We start from the raw sequence: 18834 nt of genomic DNA on the forward strand, positions 1-18834 counted from the left end.
CCCATGCAGCCCTATCTGATTTCCCAACCGGGCATTCGCGTCAGCCTCGCCGAGCTGATCGAAATGCGTCATCGCGTGCGGGAAGTTCAGCTGTTCTCCACCCCCAGCCGCCGCAGCCCGCTGATCGGCCTGCACCATTCCAAGCTGCGCGGCCGTGGCGTGGATTTCGATCAGGTGCGGGTCTATCAGGCCGGCGACGATGTGCGCACCATCGACTGGCGCGTCACGGCGCGGACCCAGGAACCCCACACCAAGCTGTTTCACGAAGAGCGCGAACGGCCGATTTTCATCATGGTCGAGCAGAGCCGCCGCTTGTTTTTCGGCTCCGGGCTGATGTTCAAGTCGGTGATGGCGGCGCAGGCGGCGGCGCTGGTGGGCTGGGCTGCACTGGCGCACAACGATCGGGTCGGCGGGCTGGTGTTCGGCGACAACGAGCACTACGAAATCAAACCGCGCCGCAGCAAGCAGAGCCTGTTGCAGCTGTTGAACCGGCTGGTGCGGGTCAATCAGTCGCTGCACACCGAAGCGGTGGCCGACCGCGACACGTTCGGCATCGCCCTGCGCCGCGCCCGGGAAGTGCTGCGCCCCGGCAGCCTGGCCATCATTTTGTGCGACGAACGCGCGCTGTCGGATTCGGCGGAGCAGCAACTGTCGCTGCTGTCCCGGCACTGTGACCTGCTGCTGTTGCCGATCTCCGATCCGCTGGACCACGCCCTGCCTGCCGCCGGTCTGCTGCGCTTCGCAGAGCGCGGTGCGCAACTGGAAATCGACACGCTCAACCCGGCCTTGCGCCAGCACTATCGCGCCCAGGGTGAAGCGCGGCTGGCACGCTGGGAGCGGCTGGCGCAAAAACTGCGGGTGTTGCTGATGCCGCTGAGCACCCAGCGCGAGATGGTCGAGCAGCTGCGCGAATACCTCAACGCGCAGCACCCGGTGAAACAGAAATGAACCCGCTGGACCTGCTGCAACCGGTGATCGCGCCCGAGGCCGTCGGGTTCTGGCCGCCCGCCCCCGGCTGGTGGCTACTGCTGATCCTGATGCCGGCCCTGGCTTACGCGGCCTGGCGCTACCGGCACCTGCTGCCGCGCAAAGCCCTGCGCCCCAAACGCGAGCAAGCCTTGGACCCGTTGCGGCAGGCCGCCCTCGAAGAACTGGCGCGCATGCCCAAACCCTACGACGGCGCGCCGGCGGGCGCCTGGTTGCAGCAGATCAACGGCCTGCTCAAACGCTTGTGCCGCAACCACTACCCCTACAGCCAGAGCCACACCCTCAATGGCCGCAAATGGCTGGCGTTCCTGGACAACCGCTGCCCGGCGGCGGGCCTGACCCGATGGATGATCCTCGTGGAGGGCGCCTACAAGCCGGAGTGCAAACTCGACGACAAAGCCATCAATGGCCTGACGCAGTCAGTCGACACCTGGATTCGCAAGCATGTTTGAATTCGCCTGGCCGTGGGTCTTTCTGGCCCTGCCGTTGCCGTGGATCATGCGTTTCCTGTTGCCTGTGGCCGACAGTGGTGAGGCATCACTGAAAGTCAGCTTCCTCAACGAACTCGAAGGCATGGCCGGCCGCCGCGCGCGGGCCAACCTGCCGGGCTGGCGTCGGCAATTGCCCTTCGTCGGCCTGTGGCTGTTGCTGCTGCTGGCCACCGCTCGACCGCAATGGCTGGGCGATCCGCTGCCCATCGCCGCCAGCGGCCGGGATTTGCTGGTGGCCGTGGACGTGTCCGGGTCCATGGATTATCCCGACATGACTTGGAAAAACGACGACGTCAGCCGCCTGGGACTGGTCAAACTGCTGATGGGCGACTTTCTCGAACACCGCGAAGGCGATCGCGTCGGGCTGATCCTGTTCGGCAGTCAGGCGTATCTGCAGGCGCCGCTCACGTTCGACCGGCACACGGTGCGGGTGTGGCTGGATGAAGCGCGCATCGGCATCGCCGGCAAAAACACTGCCATCGGCGACGCCATTGGCCTGGCCCTCAAGCGCCTGCGCCTGCGTCCGGCGCAGAGCCGGGTGCTGATCCTGATCACCGACGGCGCCAACAACGGCGGGCAGATCGACCCGGCCACGGCGGCGCGACTGGCCGCTCAGGAAGGCGTGAAAATCTACCCCATCGGCATCGGCGCCGACCCGGACAAGGGCGCGGCCAGCGTGCTGGGCCTCAACCCAAGCCTGGACCTGGACGAACCGTCATTGAAAGAACTGGCCGACATTACCGGCGGGCAATACTTCCGCGCCCGGGATGGCGCGCAGTTGGCCAAAATCGGCAAGACCCTCGACACCCTGGAACCGGTCACGCAACAACCGACCCAGGCCCGGCCGGTGCTGGCGCTGTATCACTGGCCCCTGTCCGTCGCGCTGGTGTTGAGCGTGTTGCTGGTGATTCATGAGCGCCGGCCCAACAACCGCTTTTACCGGTTTCTCGCACGCCAGCCCGCCCTGCTCAGAAGCCCGCAGTGGCGTCAGCGCTTCCAGCGTCTGGGGAGGCGTCGATGATCGCCCTTTGGCCGCACTGGTTTCGCCCTGGGTGGTTGGCGATTGCGCCGCTGCTCGGCTGGCTGCTCTGGCGTCTGTGGAACCGGCAAAAGCGCGCCGGGCGCTGGCAGATGATCTTGCCCGTCGCCTTCCACTCGGTGCTGCTCAACGGCGGCAGCGGACGCGAAAGCCGACTGCCGTGGATCGCCATGGGCTTTGGCTGGGCGCTGGGGCTGTTGGCGCTGCTGGGGCCGAGCTGGCAGCGGGTCGAACAGACCAGCCAGAAACCGGTGGACCCGCTGGTGGTGATGCTGCAACTGACCCCGGAAATGCTCGCCACCGACACCCCGCCCACGCGGCTGGAACAGGCGCGGCGCAAACTGATGGACCTGCTGCAGGCGCGCAGCGAATCGCAGACCGCCATCGTGGTCTATGCCGGCAGCGCCCACACGCTGGTGCCGCTGTCGGACGATCTGGCCACCAGCAAAAACCTGCTGGACGCGATCAAGCCGTCGATCATGCCCGAGAGCGGCCAGCGCGCGGACCTGGCGGTGAAAAAGGCCCTCGACCTGCTGCGCCAGGGCGCGCTGGGCCAAGGCCGTTTGCTGCTGATTGGCTCGTCGCTGACCGAGCAGGAGCGTCAGGGCATTCGCCTGGCCATGAGCGGTCACCCGCAATCGCTGCTGATTCTTGGCGTCGGCACCGCCGAAGGCGCGCCGGTGGCCCAGGACAAGGGCGGTTTTCTGAAGGACGCCCAGGGGGCGATTCTGCTGCCGCGTCTGGACAGCGCCAGCCTCAAGGATTTCGCCGAACAGTTCGACGGGCGCTACAGCTCGCTGCGCATGGACGATCAGGACCTGCGGGAACTGGGCCTGCTGGACAGCCCGAAAAGCATTCGCAGTGATGGCCAGATCGTGCAGCTCGACACCTGGGCCGACCAGGGTTACTGGCTGCTGCTGCCGCTGTTGCTGCTGGCGGCGTGTGCCGGGCGACGCGGCTGGGTGTTGTGCCTGCCGCTGCTGTTCATGCTGCCGCAAAACAGCTACGCCTTTGACTTCAAGGACCTGTGGCTGCGCCCGGACCAACAGGGCCAGCGCCTGCTGGAACGGCATCGACCGGTGGACGCCGCGCGCCACTTCGAGGACCCGCAATGGCAAGGCGTGGCGCTCTACGAAGCAGGCGATTACGCCGGTGCCGCCCAGCGTTTCGCCCAGGGCAACAGCGCCACCGACCACTACAATCGCGGCAATGCCCTGGCCAAAAGCGGGGAACTGGAAGCCGCACTGGATGCCTATGATCAGGCGCTGGAGCGACAACCCGAGTTTCCGGCCGCCACCGCCAACCGCGCGCTGGTGCAGACCCTCCTGGACCAGCGCATACAGCCGGGCGCCGAGGACCCGAGCAAGGGCAAGACCGAAGGCGACAATGACGGCGACCACCCCCGCAGCGGCAGTGTCGACGAACGCAATCCGCCGCAGACCCCGCCCCAGGGCGGCGAGGAAAACAGTCCCGGCAGTCAGCAGCCCGTGACTGGCGGCAATGAAACCCCGGGCACATCGCTGGACGAAGTCGACAGCACGCGCCCGCCGACCCAACCGGCGGACGCATCCCTCAGCGGCGAACAAAAGCAGGCGCTCGAACAATGGCTGCGGCAAATTCCGGACGAACCGGGCGAGCTGCTCAGGCGCAAATTCTGGTACGAACAACAGCAGCATCAGGAAAAGACCCCATGAGTCGTGTACACCGCGTGGTGATCGGTTGGCTGTTGTGCCTGGTGGCGTTGTCGACCCAGGCCGCGCCCGCGTTGCTCGCCAGCACCGACCGCACCCGCCTGAACACCGGGGAAACCGTCGAGCTGACCCTGGAATCCAATGACCCGACCCTGTTCGGCAAACCGGACATCGGCGTGCTGGACACCGACTTCGAGGTGCAGGGCACGCGTCAGGTCAACCGCTCCACCACCCTGGACGGCACCCGCCAGGCTACCACCCGTTGGCTGATCACCTTGATGCCCAGGCGCAGCGGTTCGGTGGTGATCCCCGCGCTGCAACTGGGGGAGATGAAAAGCGAACCGATCACCCTGCAAGTGGTGGCCGTTGACGCGCCGGTCAGCCCGCAGGCGCAGGCGTTGGCGCCGGTGTTCATCGAGGTCAGCGTTGATCAGGATTCGGTCTACGTTCAGGCTCAGGCGGTGCTGACGTTGCGCATCTACCACTCGGTGTCGCTGTTCGACGACAGCAACCTGACCCCGCTGCAGGTGCCCGACGCGCGGATCGAGAAGCTCGGCGACACCCGCACCTACGAAAAGCTGATCAACAACGTTCGTCACGGCGTGATCGAGATGCGCTACGCGCTGTACCCGCAACAGAGCGGCGCGCTGGTGATCCCGCCGCAGGTGTTCAGCGCCACGCTGGTGCAGGAGCCGCCCGCGGCAAACGGCAATCAGGGCCAGGCGCAGACCACCGACGTCAACCCGTTCGGGCCCAAGCCCGGCAAGGTCATGCGGGTGACCTCGGCGCCGCTGACCCTGCAGGTCAAGGCCCAGCCCGCCAACTACCCGGCCAACACACCGTGGTTGCCGGCGCGCAGCATCAACCTGAGCGAAAGCTGGAGCCCGGAACCGGGGCAGAGCCAGGTGGGCGATTCCCTGACCCGCACCCTGACGCTGAAGGTCGAAGGCCTGTCCAGTGCGCAATTGCCGCCGCTGCCTGCCACCGACGTGAGTGCCCTGCGGCGCTATCCGGATCAGCCGAAACTGGCGAATCTGGCCAGCGAGCGTGGATTGATTGGCACCCGCGAGGAGCGTGAAGCGCTGGTGCCCAATCGTCCCGGCGCCATCGACGTGCCGGCGGTGGACCTGGTGTGGTGGAACACCCACGAAGACCATCTGGAACACAGCACCCTGCCGGCGCGGACCCTGCAGATCAGCAGCAACCCGGCACTGGCGGTGGACACCCCGGTCAGCGACAACGGCGGCCTGATTGTCATGGGGCCGCCGGTCTGGCCGTGGCAGTTGGCGACGGTCCTGCTGAGCTTCACCACCCTGCTGGGTTTCGGTCTGTGGTGGCGCGCGCGCTGGCAACCGGCCCGGGCCCGGGTGGCGCAGGCCGGTCCCAGCCCGCGGTCGGTGCTCGACGACCTCAAGCGCGCGAGCCTGGCCAACGACCCCCACGCCACCCGCCAGGCGCTGGACGCCTGGGCGCGGCAACAGCCGGAAACCCTGGCCGACATGGCCGCGCGGTTCGTGCCCTTGTCCGACGCACTGGATGGCTTGAACGGCGTGCTCTACAGCGAAACCGAAAAACTGTGGCTGGGCGAAGACCTGTGGCGCGCCGTCAAGGCCCTCCCCGCCATCGAACGCCCGCAGGACAACAGCGGCGACAACAGCCTGCCGCCGTTGTACCCGAAGTGATGGCCAACAACGACCCCATGTGGGAGGGAGCTTGCTCGCGATGCACGGGCTGGCGCGAAGAAGACATGCCGGATGTATCGGCCTCTCGCGAGCAAGCTCCCTCCCACCAGACCCCGTACGCCACTTTGCTCATCTCTTTCGAAACAAGGTAATTAAATGCGTCTGTTCCACACCTCCGACTGGCACCTGGGCCAAAACCTCCATGGCCAGGAGCGGGACTTCGAGCACGCCAGCTTCCTCACGTGGTTGCTGGCGCGTCTGGCTGAGCGTGCGCCGGATGTGCTGTTGATCGCCGGGGACATCTTCGACACGGTCAACCCGCCGGTCAAAGCCCAGGAGCGCCTGTACGACTTCATCGTCGGTGCCCACGAGCAACAGCCCAAGCTGACCATCGTCATGATCGCCGGCAACCACGATTCGGGTTCGCGCATCGAGCTGCCCGCGCCGTTGATGCGCCGTTTGCGCACCCATGCCCTGGGCCGCGTGCTGTGGCTGGACGACGGCACCCTCAACGTCGAACGCCTGTTGCTGCCATTGCCCGACGCCAAAGGCAAAATCCGCGCCTGGTGCCTGGCCCTGCCCTTCCTGCGCCCGGCCGAAGTCACCGGCCCTACCCTGGGCGACAACTACCTGCGCGGCATCGGCCGTGTGCATGAAATGCTGATAGAAGCCGCCAACCTCAAGCGCGAACCGGGTCAGGCGCTGATCGCGGTGAGCCACGCCCACATGGCCGGCGGCTCGGTGTCGGAAGAGTCCGAACGCAGCCTGATCATCGGCAACGCCGAAGCCCTGCCCGCCAGCCTGTTCGGCGAGACCATCACCTACGTCGCCCTGGGCCATTTGCACAAACCGCAACGGGTCAACGGCGAAGAGCGAATTCGTTACAGCGGCTCGCCGATTCCGTTGTCGTTTTCGGAAATCGGCTACCAACACCAGATCCTGGAAATCAACTGCAAGGGCGACAAGCTGACCAGCGTCGACACCCTGTTGATCCCCCGCGCCGTGAACCTGCAACGGGTCGGCCCTGCGCCGCTGGCCGAGCTGCTGGTGCAACTCAAGGACCTGCCGGACATCGACCTGCTGGCCGACATCGACCGCCAGCCCTGGCTGGAGGTGCGCGTGCGGCTGGACGAACCGCAGCCGGACCTGCGCCACCAGATCGAATCGGCGCTGGAAAACAAAGCCGTGCGCCTGGTGCGCATCGCCGCCGAGTACGCCGGCAAAGGCGCCAATGGCCGCGACGATGACGGCGAAGGCCTGATCGACCTGGACCAACTCAGCCCGCAGGAATTGTTCAGCCGCGCCTGGCTCGACAGCTACGGCAGCGAGGTGGACGAACAGACCCTCAAGGACTTTGCCGAGCTGTTGCAGGACGTCCAGCTGGAGGGTGAACAGCCATGAAAATCCTTGCCATCCGCCTGAAAAACCTCGCTTCGCTGGCCGGCCCGTTCGAGCTGGATTTCACCGCCGAACCCCTGGCCAGCGCCGGCTTGTTCGCCATCACCGGCCCCACCGGCGCCGGCAAGAGCACGCTGCTGGACGCCCTGTGCCTGGCGCTGTTCGGGGCGATTCCGCGCCTGAACAACGTCGGCCAGTCAAAAGTCCCGGAAATCGATGGCGACATCTCGACCGGCGATCCGCGCAACCTGTTGCGGCGCGGCACCGGCAGCGGTTATGCCGAGGTAGATTTTGTCGGCATCGACCAGCGCCGTTACCGCGCGCGCTGGGAAACCAATCGGGCCCGGGACAACGCTGGCAAAAAGTTGCAGGCCAGCCGCCAGACCCTGACCGACCTGGACAGCGAGCAAATCCTCAGTCAGAACAAGACCGACTACAAGCCGCTGCTGGAAGCCCGGCTGGGCCTGAACTTCGAGCAGTTCACCCGCGCCGTGATGCTGGCGCAAAGCGAATTCAGCGCCTTCCTCAAGGCCGACGACCGCGAGCGCAGCGAACTGCTGGAAAAGCTTACCGACACGGCGATTTACAGCCAGCTCGGCCGTCGCGCCTACAGCAAGGCCAGCGAAGCGAAAAAGGCCTGCGATGACCTGAACCTGCTGGCGACGGGCGTCATTCCCATGGAGCCCGAGCAACGCGCCGAACTGGAGCAGCGCTTCAGCGATGCGCAGCAGCAACTCAAGCTGCAGCAGGCGCAACAACGTCAGCTGGAACTCAAGCAGCAGTGGCTGACCGAATTGCAGCGCCTGCGCGACGAACACCTGAGCGCCACGGAACAACTGAGCAGCGCCCAACAGGCGTGGGACGCGCAAGCCGGTGAGCGGCAGATGCTCGGGCAACTGGAACGGCTCGCCCCTCAGCGTCACCTGTTCGCGTTGCGCAACAAACTCGACGGGCAGATCACGCCGCTCAAGGACGTGATTGAGCAGCACACCCAGCAGCAGACCGAGCTTCAGACACGACAGACCTCGCTGGACGACGCATTGCTGGCTGCGCAGACAACCCTGCAACAGGCCCAGGCGCAACAGACCTCAGCCGCGCCGTTGCTCAAGCAAGCGTTCGAGCATCAAACCAGCCTGACGCACCTGAACACCGCGTTGCAAGACATCAGCGAACAGGCCCAGGCCGCGCATCAGGCGTACGTCGTCGGTCAGGCGGGTCTGGACAAACAGATTGAGCAGCAGCGCGAACGCGATCAACGCCTGCAATCGATCGCCACGCAACTGGAACACAGCGCCGTATTGGCGCCCTTGAGCCAGGCCTGGCCAGCCTACCGTCCCCGCTTGCAACAGACCGTCGCCCTCAGCGCGCGCCTGAAACAGGGCCGCGAAGAACTGCCGGTGCTGGAACAGAACGCCACCCGCGCCGAGCTGGATCTGACCGAACGCCGCAGCGCCATGGACGCGCTGTACCGCGAGGCCGACGTCAAGGCCGATGCGGTCAATGAAGAGATCCAGCGCCTTGGCCAGTTGCTGCAAGACAACCGTCAGCAACACAGCGCCTGCGACGGACTGGACCGTCTGTGGCAGCGCCATCAAGACCTCGACAGCCGGTTGCAGAACCTTCAGCTTCAGCAGCAACAAGCCAATGAACGTCGCGCGCACGGCATCGCGTCGGGCTTGCAGCTCAAGACCGAACACGAAGCCGCTACCCAGGCGCTGAACGTTACGGTCGAGTTGCTGCAACGTCAGCGTCTGGCGCGCAGTGCCAGCGTCGAGCAGTTGCGCGAGCAATTGATCGACCAACAGCCCTGCCCCGTGTGTGGCAGCCAAGAGCATCCGTATCACCAGTCCGAAGCATTGCTGCAGGCGCTGTCCGGGCACGACGACGGCGAGGAAGCGGCAGCGCGCCTTCTGGTCAGCCAGCTCAGCGACAAGCTGACCGAGCTGCGGGTGGAAGTGACCGAGCTCAACAACCAGCTCAAGCAGGCCAAGCCGCAACTGGAACAGCTCGGCGAACAGTTGCAGACGCTGACCCCGCAGCTGGACGCGCATCCGCTGTACCCGCGCCTGCTGGAGCAGCCGGAGCAACAGCGTGGCGACTGGCTCAGCGAACGTCTGCACACGCTGGCCCAGGACATCCTTACCAGCGAGCAGCGCCAGACGCAGTTGCTCAAGGTGCAGCAACAGGCCGAAGCGATGCAGCAGCAGGCCCAGGCCGCCCGCGATGCCAGCGCCCAGGCGATGAAGCAACTGGACGACCAGCAGCGCAATATCTCCCTGGACAATCAGGCGTTCGAAGCCGCGTTGCAGGAGTTCGAAGCGCTGCTGCCCAGCGAGAGCCTGCCACTGTGGCGCGAGTCGGCCACCGAAAGCTTCATGCAGCTGGACAACGACATTGCCCAGCGTCTGGCGCAACTCGACCAGCAAAAGGACGAGCAACAGGCGCACAGCGAACGGGCGAAGAAGATCGAACTGGAGCACGTGGCTCAGCTCAATCGGCAGCAGACCCACGAACAGCTCAAGGCGCGGCTTGAAACCAGTCAGGCGCAACAACTGGCCGGCCAGCAACGCCTGGCCGACTTGCTGGGAGAACAGGCCAGCGCCGAGCAATGGCAGCAGCACCTGGAACAGGCGGTCGAACAGGCCCGGGCAGCGCAGCATGCGGCCAGCGAAGCGCTGCAAACGGCGCGTGGCGAGCTGATCAAGCTGGCGGCGGAACTGGACGCCGAGCGTCAACGGCTGCAAGGCCTTGAGCAGGAAGTGTCTGAACTGGACCGGCAGATTCTGGAGTGGCGCACTGCGCACCCGGAACTGGACGATGCCGCGCTGGACACCCTGCTCGCCTACACCGACGAGGCCGTCAGCCAGCTTCGCCAGCAGTTGCAGCGCAGCGAAAAAGCGCTGGAACAGGCGCGCGTGTTGGTGACCGAGCGGGAGAAGCAGGTGCAGCAGCATCAGGCGCAGCACACCGACATGGCCGACGCGGCGCAACTGGCCAGCGCCCTGCTGGAGGCACAGACCCTGGCCGCCAGCCACGAGCAACTGTGCGCCGAGCTGCGGGCGCAATTGAGCGAAGACGAGCGCCGGCGCAACGCCAACAGTGAGCTGCAATCGCGTATCGCGATGGCGGCGGCCGAATATCAACGCTGGGGCCGGGTCAGCGCGCTGATCGGTTCGGCGACCGGCGACACGTTCCGCAAGATCGCCCAGGCTTACAATCTCGACCTGTTGGTGCATCACGCCAATGCCCAGCTCAAGCAACTGGTGCGCCGTTATCGCCTCAAGCGCGGCGGCAGCATGCTCGGCCTGCTGGTCATGGACACCGAAATGGGCGACGAACTGCGCTCGGTGCATTCGTTGTCCGGCGGCGAGACGTTCCTGGTCTCGCTGGCCCTGGCATTGGGCCTGGCGTCCATGGCATCGAGCACGCTGAAAATCGAATCGCTGTTCATCGACGAGGGCTTCGGCAGCCTCGATCCAGAATCACTGCAACTGGCCATGGATGCGCTGGACGGGCTGCAAGCCCAGGGCCGCAAGGTCGGTGTGATCTCCCACGTGCAGGAAATGCACGAGCGCATACCGGTGCAGATTCAGGTCCGCCGTCAAGGCAACGGCCTGAGCACGATTGAAGTGAATAACGGATAATTCGAATTATTTCCGGCACACAACGCCAAAGGTGTTCTGTGCAACGCTATACACACCGCGCGATTCGTCGCGCCGAACCAGAGAAGAAGGTAATCCCATGTCCAACTCCAAAGTATTTTTCGACATCACCGCCAACGACGAGCCTATGGGCCGCATCGTCATGGAACTGCGCAACGACGTGGTGCCGAAAACCGCTGAAAACTTCCGTGCCCTGTGCACCGGCGAAGTCGATGGCCTGACCTACAAAGGCTCGTCCTTCCACCGCGTCATCAACGACTTCATGCTGCAGGGCGGCGATTTCACCAACCACAACGGCACCGGCGGCAAGTCGATCTACGGCGAAAAATTCAAGGACGAAAACTTCGAGCTCAAGCACACCGAGCCAGGCGACCTGTCCATGGCCAACGCCGGCCCGAACACCAACGGCAGCCAGTTCTTCATCACCACCATCGTCACCAGCTGGCTGGATGGCAAGCACGTGGTGTTCGGTAAAGTCATCGAAGGCATGGACGTGGTCCGCGCCATCGAAGCCCTGGGCTCGCAGTCCGGCCGCACCAGCAAGAAAGTCACCATCGCCGATTGTGGCGAACTCTAAGCAGCGTGATCCGGTGTTGGTGATCGCCTCTCGCAGCGCGACACCGACGCTCTACTCGTTTCGCCGTTGTCCTTACGCCATGCGTGCGCGCATGGCCGTAAGGTACGCCGGCTGCGCGGTGGACATCGTCGAAGTCAGCCTCAAGGCCAAACCGGCCGACATGCTCGAACGCTCACCCAAAGGCACCGTCCCCGTCCTGGTACTGGGCGATCGCGTGCTGGAACAGAGCCTGGACATCATGCATTGGGCCCTGGCCCTGAATGACCCCGATGATTGGTCGATGGCCAATGATCCTGATGCCCAGCGAGAAATCGCGGGCTTGATCATGCGCAACGACGGCCCGTTCAAGACCTCGCTGGACCACTACAAATACGCCGTGCGTTATCCCGAGTGCTCCCAGGAGGACTATCGGCAGCGTGGGGAAGTGTTCTTGCGTGATCTGGAAACGCGTTTGCAACAGCGCGATTATTTAGTGGCGTCCCACCTGACCCTGGCCGATACCGCCCTCGCCCCGTTTGTTCGGCAGTTTTGTTTTGTCGATCCTGAGTGGTTCTGGCAGAGCCCGTATCCGAAGTTGCAAGTGTGGTTGCAGCGGTTTCTGGAGTCGCACCTTTTTTTAAACACAATGAGCAAACTGTAGGAGCGCGCTTGCCCGCGATAGCTATTTGTCTGAAACATCTTCGTGTCTGACACACCGCCTTCGCGGGCAAGCGCGCTCCTACAGGGCAACGTCGTTGCAGGACACCGCCCGGCATAAAAAAATCCCCATCGCTTATTCAGCAGACGGGGATAAGGGGAGGGAATCAACGCTTTCGCGAACACGTTCGTTTGACACTTGATACATGGCCTGACACGTACGGGTCAGTGGGTCGCATCAACCTGTTGCAAACGAATGTGTTCGCGAAAGCGTTTAAACAGTAGCCCGAGCGCGTAACTTGAGTCGGTTCTTACAAATCCATTCCCCGGTATCGTTGTGTACGCTAACGGGGAATGGATTTACGTCGAAAGTTCTAATCATTACTGAGTCTTGTGATCCAGTGCTGCGTAGAAGTTGGCGCTTTGTTGCAGATACTTCGGTGTGTAAGTCTGGGTCGAACTTACTTTTTTGTCGGCAACATCGACACTGGCGCTGGCAGGCAATGCAACCGTGGCGGAGATGGCAGACGCGGCGATGATGGAGAAGAGATTGAAGTTCATGATGTGTACCTCGGGTGTAATGTTGCGTTTCAAGTCTTGACCGTCTTGGCCGTGAATCGAAAGTACGCCCGAGGGGGCATCAGCAAAAATCTTTTGTAGCACTAGCCCTTATCACGCCAATTGATACAGCGCTCCAGCCCTTACAAATGAAGGGCTGGAGCATCAATCAGGCACTCACTTGGCGGTGAGAAAGCGGATGTCCGACGGTGAATCGAAGTCCAGGGTCTGCACCGTTTCGCCCAGCAGACCGGTTTTCGGGTCGACGCGCACGGTCACGATCTGGTTGCTTTTCTGGTTGGCGATCAGCACGAAATGGCCGCTGGGGTCGAAACTGAACTCACGTGGCTCCTTGCCTTCTACCGACCGACGCTGGATTTCCTTCAACTGCCCGGTGGCCTGATCGATGCTGTACACCAGCAACTCGTTCACGGCACCGCGATTGGCCACGTACAGGAATTTGCCGTCCGGGGAGGTGTGCAAGCCGCCTGCAGCGCGCTGGTCCTGACCTTCCTTGCTGGCGAGTTCGACCTGTTGCGTGCGCTTGAACACGCCGTCGTGGTAGTCGAACACGGTGACCTGCGCATTCATTTCCGTGGTCAGCCAGGCGTGCTTGCCGTCTTTGCTGAACAGCAAGTGGCGCGGACCGCTACCGGCCGGCATATCGACGGAAGGGGTTTTCGCCGGCTGCAAGGGCTGGGTCTTCTTCCCGTCGTAGGTGAACACGAACAATTTGTCGGCGCCCAGATCGCTGGCGATCAGGTACTTGCCATCCGGTGAAGGCACCGCCGAGTGAACGTGGGACGACGCCTGGCGCTCCGGATTGACCTTGCTGGCCGGATGAATACTGGTTTGCGCCACCGCGGACAATTTACCGTCCTTGCCCACCGGCACCACCGCCAGCGAACCGCCTGGCACCGGGTTGACGGCGTAATTGGCGACGAACAGGAAACGCTCGTCGAAGCTCAGGCTCGAATGAGTCGGCTCTTCGCTCTTGCTTTCAATCGCATTGATGAACGAGACGACGTGGGTCTTGGGATCGATGGAGAAGCTGCTGACCTTGCCGACCGCATCGGTCTGACCCGGGCCGTTCTCGTTCACCGCGAACAGGTGGCGCTGGTCTTTGGTCAGCGTCAGCCAGGACGGGTTTTCGCTTTTGATCACTTGACGCGGGGTGGCGTCGAGTTTGCCGGTGGTGGTGTCGAAGCCAAAGCGATAAATGCCTTCGCTGGCGCCGGCGGTGTAGGCACCCACCAGCACGTCGTAGTCGGTCATGGTTTTCGCCTGAAGGGGGAAAGCGCTGATGCTGCTGGCCATTACCAGCCAGGGCAGAATTTTACGAGTCATGGGGCAGTTCTCTTTGTCGATTGTGTGCCGTACGTCGGTGGGTATGACAGCGGGTGGCGGCGGGTAGTTGCCGGCCTCGGTCATTGTAGGAGCGCGCTTGCCCGCGATGGCGTCCGGTCAGACAAAGCAAGGTTGTTTGACACACCGCAATCGCGGGCAAGCGCGCTCCTACAATGGGTGCGCGTTACTCCTGCTCCCCATCATCCTCATCACGCGCCGCAAAGGCGCTCATGGCGATGATCCGGTGGTCGGCGTTGCCGTCGTTGATCACCCAGCTCTGCAGGGTATCGTCGAAGCGGGCGGCGTCGATCTGCGCCTGACTGAAACGCCAGACCTTGCGCTCGCGTCCGTCCATGCTTTCGATGTTCAGTTGCTCCTCGGTCAGGGAGAACTCGAAGGCGTGCAGGCCGTCAATTTCCAGCATGTCGGCGGTTTGCAGGGCAGCGAGCAGGTTTTCCGGGGTGGTGGTCATGGCATTCATTCGCGTAGGTGAAAGCGCGAATGATAGGCCAAAAGGCGCCGGTGTGTGGTCGCAGGCGCCCTTCGGACCGGTTCCCATGATCAGTCGTGGGTCATGTCCCGGTCATAAAAGCGCTTCGGGACGCCCCAGACAATCAGCGCCACCGCCAGCAGACTCACGGCGCACAAGGCGTACAGTGCCGGCGTCGCGGTACCGGTGAGGTCCTTGATCCGCCCGACCATGTACGGCGCAATGACCCCGCCCAGTTGCCCCAGCGAGTTGATCAACGCGATGCCTGCCGCGGCGGCAAGCCCGGTGAGGAAGCGCGGCGGGATGGTCCAGAAGATCGGCATCCAGGCGATCATGCCGGTCATGGTCATGCTCATGCCGATCATCAGCGGCAGCAGTTGCCCCGGAAACAGCGCGCAGACCAGGTACCCCGCCGCCGTCAGCGTGGCGCACCCCGCCAGGTGCCAGCGACGTTCGGCGTGACGGTCGGAGCTGGCGCCGATCAGCAGGTTGCCGATGACGGCCACGACATAGGGAATCACGGTCAGCAGGCCGATGTTCAGGGTGTCGAGCACGCCCGCGCTCTTGATCAGCTGCGGCATCCAGAACAGCAGACCGGTCAGCGCCATCACCAGGCACAGGTAAATGGCCGACATGACGTAGGTGGTGGGTTCTTTCCAGACGTCTTTGAAGCGCTGCGGGGTGTCGGGCTGTTTTTCACGGGCCATGCGGTCCAGCACCACCTGTTTTTCCTGGTCGTTGAGCCAGGTGGCGTCCTGGATACGGTCCTTGACCAGCCAGAACACGATGCCGCCGATCAGGATCGACGGGACGCCTTCGAGCAGGAACAACCAGCGCCAGCCGGCCAAGCCCATGACGCCGTCCATGTGGCCAAGGATCAGCCCTGCAATCGGGCCGCCGACAATCCCGCACAACGGAATCGAGCTTTTGAAGTAGGAATTGACCCGTGCCCGCCGCGTGCTCGGGTACCACTGGGTGAAGAAATACAGCACCCCCGGCACGAACCCGGCTTCCATCACGCCGATCAGAAACCGCAGCGTGTAGAACCAGAGTTCGGTGTGCACGAACATCATGCAGGACGACGCGATGCCCCAGGACACCATGATCCGGGCGATCCAGACCCGCGCGCCGATCTTGTGCAGCAGGATGTTGCTTGGGACTTCAAACAGGAAATAGCCGACGAAGAACAGGCTTGCGCCCAGGCCATAGACGGTCTCGCTGAAGCCCAGGTCGCTGGCCATCTGCAGCTTGGCAAAGCTGATGTTGACCCGGTCCAGGTAGGCAAACAGAAAGCACAGGATGAACAACGGCACGATGCGCCAGGTCACCTTGCGGTAGATGGCGGCTTCGAACGTGTCGGCATCGACGTGTTCGACCGGTATGGCGTTGGCGGTCATGGGGCGCACCTCGTTTTGTTTTTATGGGGTGTCGGTACTGCGTCAAATCTCAGAGCTGGTGGATGCCCCCCGGCGCAAACACCGCGTCAGTCTGATGAATGCCATTGACCAACGGCGCACCGAACGCGGCCTGGCTGATTTCGAACCGGTCACCCGGTCGGGTCTTGATCCCGTCGGCGAACGACAGCGTGGCCGTGCCGAAGAAATGCACGTGCACGTCACCCGGACGCAGAAACTGCGCGTACTTGAAGTGGTGGTACTCGAGGTTTTCCAGGCTGTGGCACATGTTGGCCTCGCCGCTGAGGAACTCCTTCTCCCACAGCACTTCGCCTTTACGCAGGATGCGGCTGGTGCCAGCCAGGTGTTGCGGCAGTTCGCCGACCCGCAACTCCGGGCCGAAGCTGCAGGCGCGCAGTTTCGAATGGGCCAGGTACAGGTAGTTCTTGCGCTCCATCACGTGGTCGGAAAACTCGTTGCCGATGGCGTAGCCCACGCGGTACGGCTGGCCGTCATGGCCGATGACGTACAACCCGCACAGCTCGGGTTCTTCGCCGGCGTCTTCGGAAAACGGCGGCTGCGGGAAGGATTCGCCCGGACGAATGACGATGCTGCCATCGCCCTTGTAGAACCACTCCGGTTGCACACCTGCCACGCCCGCTCCGGGTTTGCCGCCTTCCAGGCCCCATTTGAAGATGCGCATGGTGTCGGTCATCGCCGCTTCGTCGCCAGCATGCTGGTGCATTTTGTCCCGTGCCGAGGCGCTGCCCAGGTGGGTCAGGCCGGTGCCGCTGACCAGCAGGTGCGCCGGGTCCGGGTGGTCCAGCGGCGGCAGGATCTGCAGGTCGGCGCGCAGTTGCGAGTAATCGTAATCGTCCCCCAGGCCCATGCTGTCCACCTGTTCGGCCAGGGAAATCTTCTTCTCAATGGCCGCGAGGGCCAGGTCGCGGGTAGTGGTCGCGCCCTGAATCTCGCGCACCAGCGCACCGTCCACCAGACCTACGCGCCGCTCGCCGTTGCTCAATTCGAACTGTAATAAATGCATGAATTTCTCCTCTTAAATGTCCACGACTCGGTAGGCGCTTATGTGTTGGCGATATCGACGCGGTGTCAGCCCCGGCGCTTCGCGAATAAATTCGCTCCTACAGGTTTGCATCAATGGTCAAAATGTCCACGCCCTGTGTAGGAGCTGCCGAGCCGCCGAAGGCTGCGAAGCGGTGGTTTGGCCGACGAATATTCTTCGTCTGTACCGACGTCTCGCAGCCTCGCTCGGGCTCGTCAGCTCCTACAGGTTTGTACCAATGTCCAGATTTCCACGCCCTTGTAGGAGCGCGCTTGCCCGCGATAGCGATCTGTCTGAAATATCTTCATGTCTGACACACCGCCTTCGCGGGCAAGCGCGCTCCTACAGGATTTGTGTCAGGCCTTGCTCCGCGCGCTCGCGGCAAACTGCGATTCGGGCAGCACGTGATTGCGCTCCAGCACACGATAGACGATGCCGGTCAGGATCAACCCGAACACCATCACGCCGGACAAAAAGTACAAGCCGCTGGCCAGGTTGCCGGTGACTTCTTTCAGCCAGCCGATCACGAACGGGCCGATGTAGCCACCCAGGTTGCCCACCGAGTTGATCAACGCAATCCCCGCCGCCGCACTGGCCCCGGCGAAGAACCGCCCCGGCAGTGTCCAGAACACCGCCGTGCAGGAAAACAGCGAGAACGCCACCAGGCACAACGCGCCCAGCTGCAACACCGGCACGGTCAGGTAAGCGCTGAAGAACAGGCCAATGGCGCCAATCACGTACAGCACGGCCAGGTGCCCGTAACGGTCGTTCAAGCGGTCCGAACTGCGCGGCACGATGAGCAAGCCGATGATGCCGAAGATGTAAGGAATCGACGACACGAACCCGGTGACCAAATCCGTGCCGCCGAACTGCTTGATCAGCGTCGGCAGCCACAGGCCCAGCCCATAAATGCTCAGGGTCACGGGCAGGTAGAACAGCGCCAGCAGCAACACGCGCTTGTCTTTCAGCGCATGCAACGGATTGCCATGGCGCGTCTGGCTGTACTGTTCCAGGTCCTTTTTCAGCTCACCGGCCAGCCACTGTTTCTCCACCGGGTCCATCCACTTGACGTTCTTCGGACCGTCCGGCAACCAGCGCAGCACCGGCCAGGTCAGCAGAATCGCCGGCGCGCCGATGCACAGGAACAACCATTGCCAGCCGTGCAGGCCGCCCACGCCTTCGAGCCCCAGCAAGCCACCGGAAATCGGCCCGGTGATGAGCATCGCGATGGGTTGCGAGAGGATGAACAGCCCGAGGATCTTGCCGCGATGGCGCACCGGGAACCACTGGGTGATGTAGTACAGCACCCCGGGAAAGAACCCCGCCTCGGCCGCACCCAGCAGGAAACGCATGACATAAAAACTGGTGGGCCCTGACACGAAGGCCATGCCCATGGTGATGGCGCCCCAGGTCAGCATGATCCGCGCAAACCAGCGACGGGCGCCGAAGCGTTCGAGCATCAGGTTGCTGGGGATTTCCAGGAGAAAGTAGCCGATGAAGAACAGCCCGGCGCCCAGGCCATACGCCGCGTCCCCGATGCCGACGTCCGCGCCCATGTGCAGCTTGGCGAAGCCCACGGCGGAGCGATCTACATAGGCGATCAGGTACAGCAGGATCAGAAAGGGAATGAGTTTCAGGGTGATGCGACGAATAAGCCTGAGTTCCTGGCTCATGTATGCCTTCTCCATGTTTGTTTTTGTTATGGAAACGTCGGGGATCGTCTCTGCCGTGTCGTGTGCGCCGTGCTGCGGTAGCGTCGGTCTGGCAGGATCGTCCCTCGATGGAAGCAGACTATATAGTATTACTATTTAAGCTGACA

General features: G+C 63.3%; 15 protein-coding genes. 9 read left to right on the forward strand and 6 right to left on the reverse strand.

Annotated elements, in window-relative coordinates:
* Positions 1-3 precede the first annotated feature (3 nt).
* The 9 genes from ABQX22_RS20075 (at position 4) to ABQX22_RS20115 (ending at position 12167) form a co-directional block, all read left to right on the forward strand.
* Positions 4-948 carry a DUF58 domain-containing protein gene (locus tag ABQX22_RS20075; protein WP_349801597.1) on the forward strand — a complete coding sequence of 315 codons (945 nt, stop codon included), beginning with the start codon at positions 4-6 and terminating at the stop codon, positions 946-948.
* The gene (locus ABQX22_RS20080) at positions 945-1439 is read left to right on the forward strand and encodes a DUF4381 domain-containing protein (RefSeq protein WP_349801598.1); all 495 of its coding nucleotides are present in this window, start codon (positions 945-947) and stop codon (positions 1437-1439) included. Before ABQX22_RS20075 ends, ABQX22_RS20080 begins: the two co-directional genes overlap by 4 nt.
* Positions 1432-2499, forward strand: a complete 1068-nt coding sequence (locus tag ABQX22_RS20085; RefSeq protein ID WP_349801599.1) for a vWA domain-containing protein — start codon at positions 1432-1434, stop codon at positions 2497-2499. The genes ABQX22_RS20080 and ABQX22_RS20085 overlap by 8 nt, the downstream gene beginning before the upstream one ends.
* Positions 2496-4211 carry a VWA domain-containing protein gene (locus ABQX22_RS20090; protein ID WP_349801600.1) on the forward strand — a complete coding sequence of 572 codons (1716 nt, stop codon included), beginning with the start codon at positions 2496-2498 and terminating at the stop codon, positions 4209-4211. Before ABQX22_RS20085 ends, ABQX22_RS20090 begins: the two co-directional genes overlap by 4 nt.
* Complete coding sequence (locus tag ABQX22_RS20095; protein ID WP_349801601.1) at positions 4208-5890, forward strand: BatD family protein; 1683 nt, start codon at positions 4208-4210, stop codon at positions 5888-5890. The genes ABQX22_RS20090 and ABQX22_RS20095 overlap by 4 nt, the downstream gene beginning before the upstream one ends.
* 156 nt (positions 5891-6046) lie before the next feature.
* Positions 6047-7291, forward strand: a complete 1245-nt coding sequence (locus ABQX22_RS20100; protein ID WP_349801602.1) for an exonuclease SbcCD subunit D C-terminal domain-containing protein — start codon at positions 6047-6049, stop codon at positions 7289-7291.
* Entirely contained in the window at positions 7288-10932 is a 3645-nt protein-coding gene (locus ABQX22_RS20105; RefSeq protein ID WP_349801603.1) for an AAA family ATPase, read from the forward strand. The genes ABQX22_RS20100 and ABQX22_RS20105 overlap by 4 nt, the downstream gene beginning before the upstream one ends.
* A 97-nt stretch (positions 10933-11029) precedes the next feature.
* Complete coding sequence (locus ABQX22_RS20110; RefSeq protein ID WP_441005314.1) at positions 11030-11527, forward strand: peptidylprolyl isomerase; 498 nt, start codon at positions 11030-11032, stop codon at positions 11525-11527.
* A gap of 19 nt (positions 11528-11546) precedes the next feature.
* Complete coding sequence (locus tag ABQX22_RS20115) at positions 11547-12167, forward strand: glutathione S-transferase (RefSeq protein ID WP_349801635.1); 621 nt, start codon at positions 11547-11549, stop codon at positions 12165-12167.
* 377 nt (positions 12168-12544) lie between these two features.
* On the opposite strand, the gene ABQX22_RS20120 is transcribed toward ABQX22_RS20115, so the two are convergent.
* The 6 genes from ABQX22_RS20120 to ABQX22_RS20145 form a co-directional block, all read right to left on the reverse strand.
* Complete coding sequence (locus tag ABQX22_RS20120) at positions 12545-12724, reverse strand: hypothetical protein (RefSeq protein WP_349801604.1); 180 nt, start codon at positions 12722-12724, stop codon at positions 12545-12547.
* Positions 12725-12898: 174 nt separating this feature from the next.
* Positions 12899-14068, reverse strand: a complete 1170-nt coding sequence (locus tag ABQX22_RS20125) for a lactonase family protein (protein ID WP_349801605.1) — start codon at positions 14066-14068, stop codon at positions 12899-12901.
* Positions 14069-14252: 184 nt separating this feature from the next.
* Positions 14253-14540: a DUF5629 family protein gene (locus ABQX22_RS20130; RefSeq protein ID WP_349801606.1), complete on the reverse strand. Its 288-nt coding sequence runs from the start codon at positions 14538-14540 to the stop codon at positions 14253-14255.
* An 89-nt stretch (positions 14541-14629) separates the two neighbouring features.
* Complete coding sequence (locus ABQX22_RS20135) at positions 14630-15955, reverse strand: MFS transporter (protein WP_349801607.1); 1326 nt, start codon at positions 15953-15955, stop codon at positions 14630-14632.
* 49 nt (positions 15956-16004) lie between these two features.
* A complete protein-coding gene (gene araD1, locus ABQX22_RS20140; RefSeq protein WP_349801608.1) occupies positions 16005-16997 on the reverse strand; it encodes an AraD1 family protein in 993 nt (330 codons plus the stop codon).
* Positions 16998-17371: 374 nt separating this feature from the next.
* A complete protein-coding gene (locus ABQX22_RS20145) occupies positions 17372-18688 on the reverse strand; it encodes an MFS transporter (protein WP_349801609.1) in 1317 nt (438 codons plus the stop codon).
* Between the last annotated feature and the right edge of the window lie 146 nt (positions 18689-18834).

Source organism: Xanthomonas sp. WHRI 1810A (assembly GCF_040202885.1).
GTDB lineage: Bacteria > Pseudomonadota > Gammaproteobacteria > Pseudomonadales > Pseudomonadaceae > Aquipseudomonas.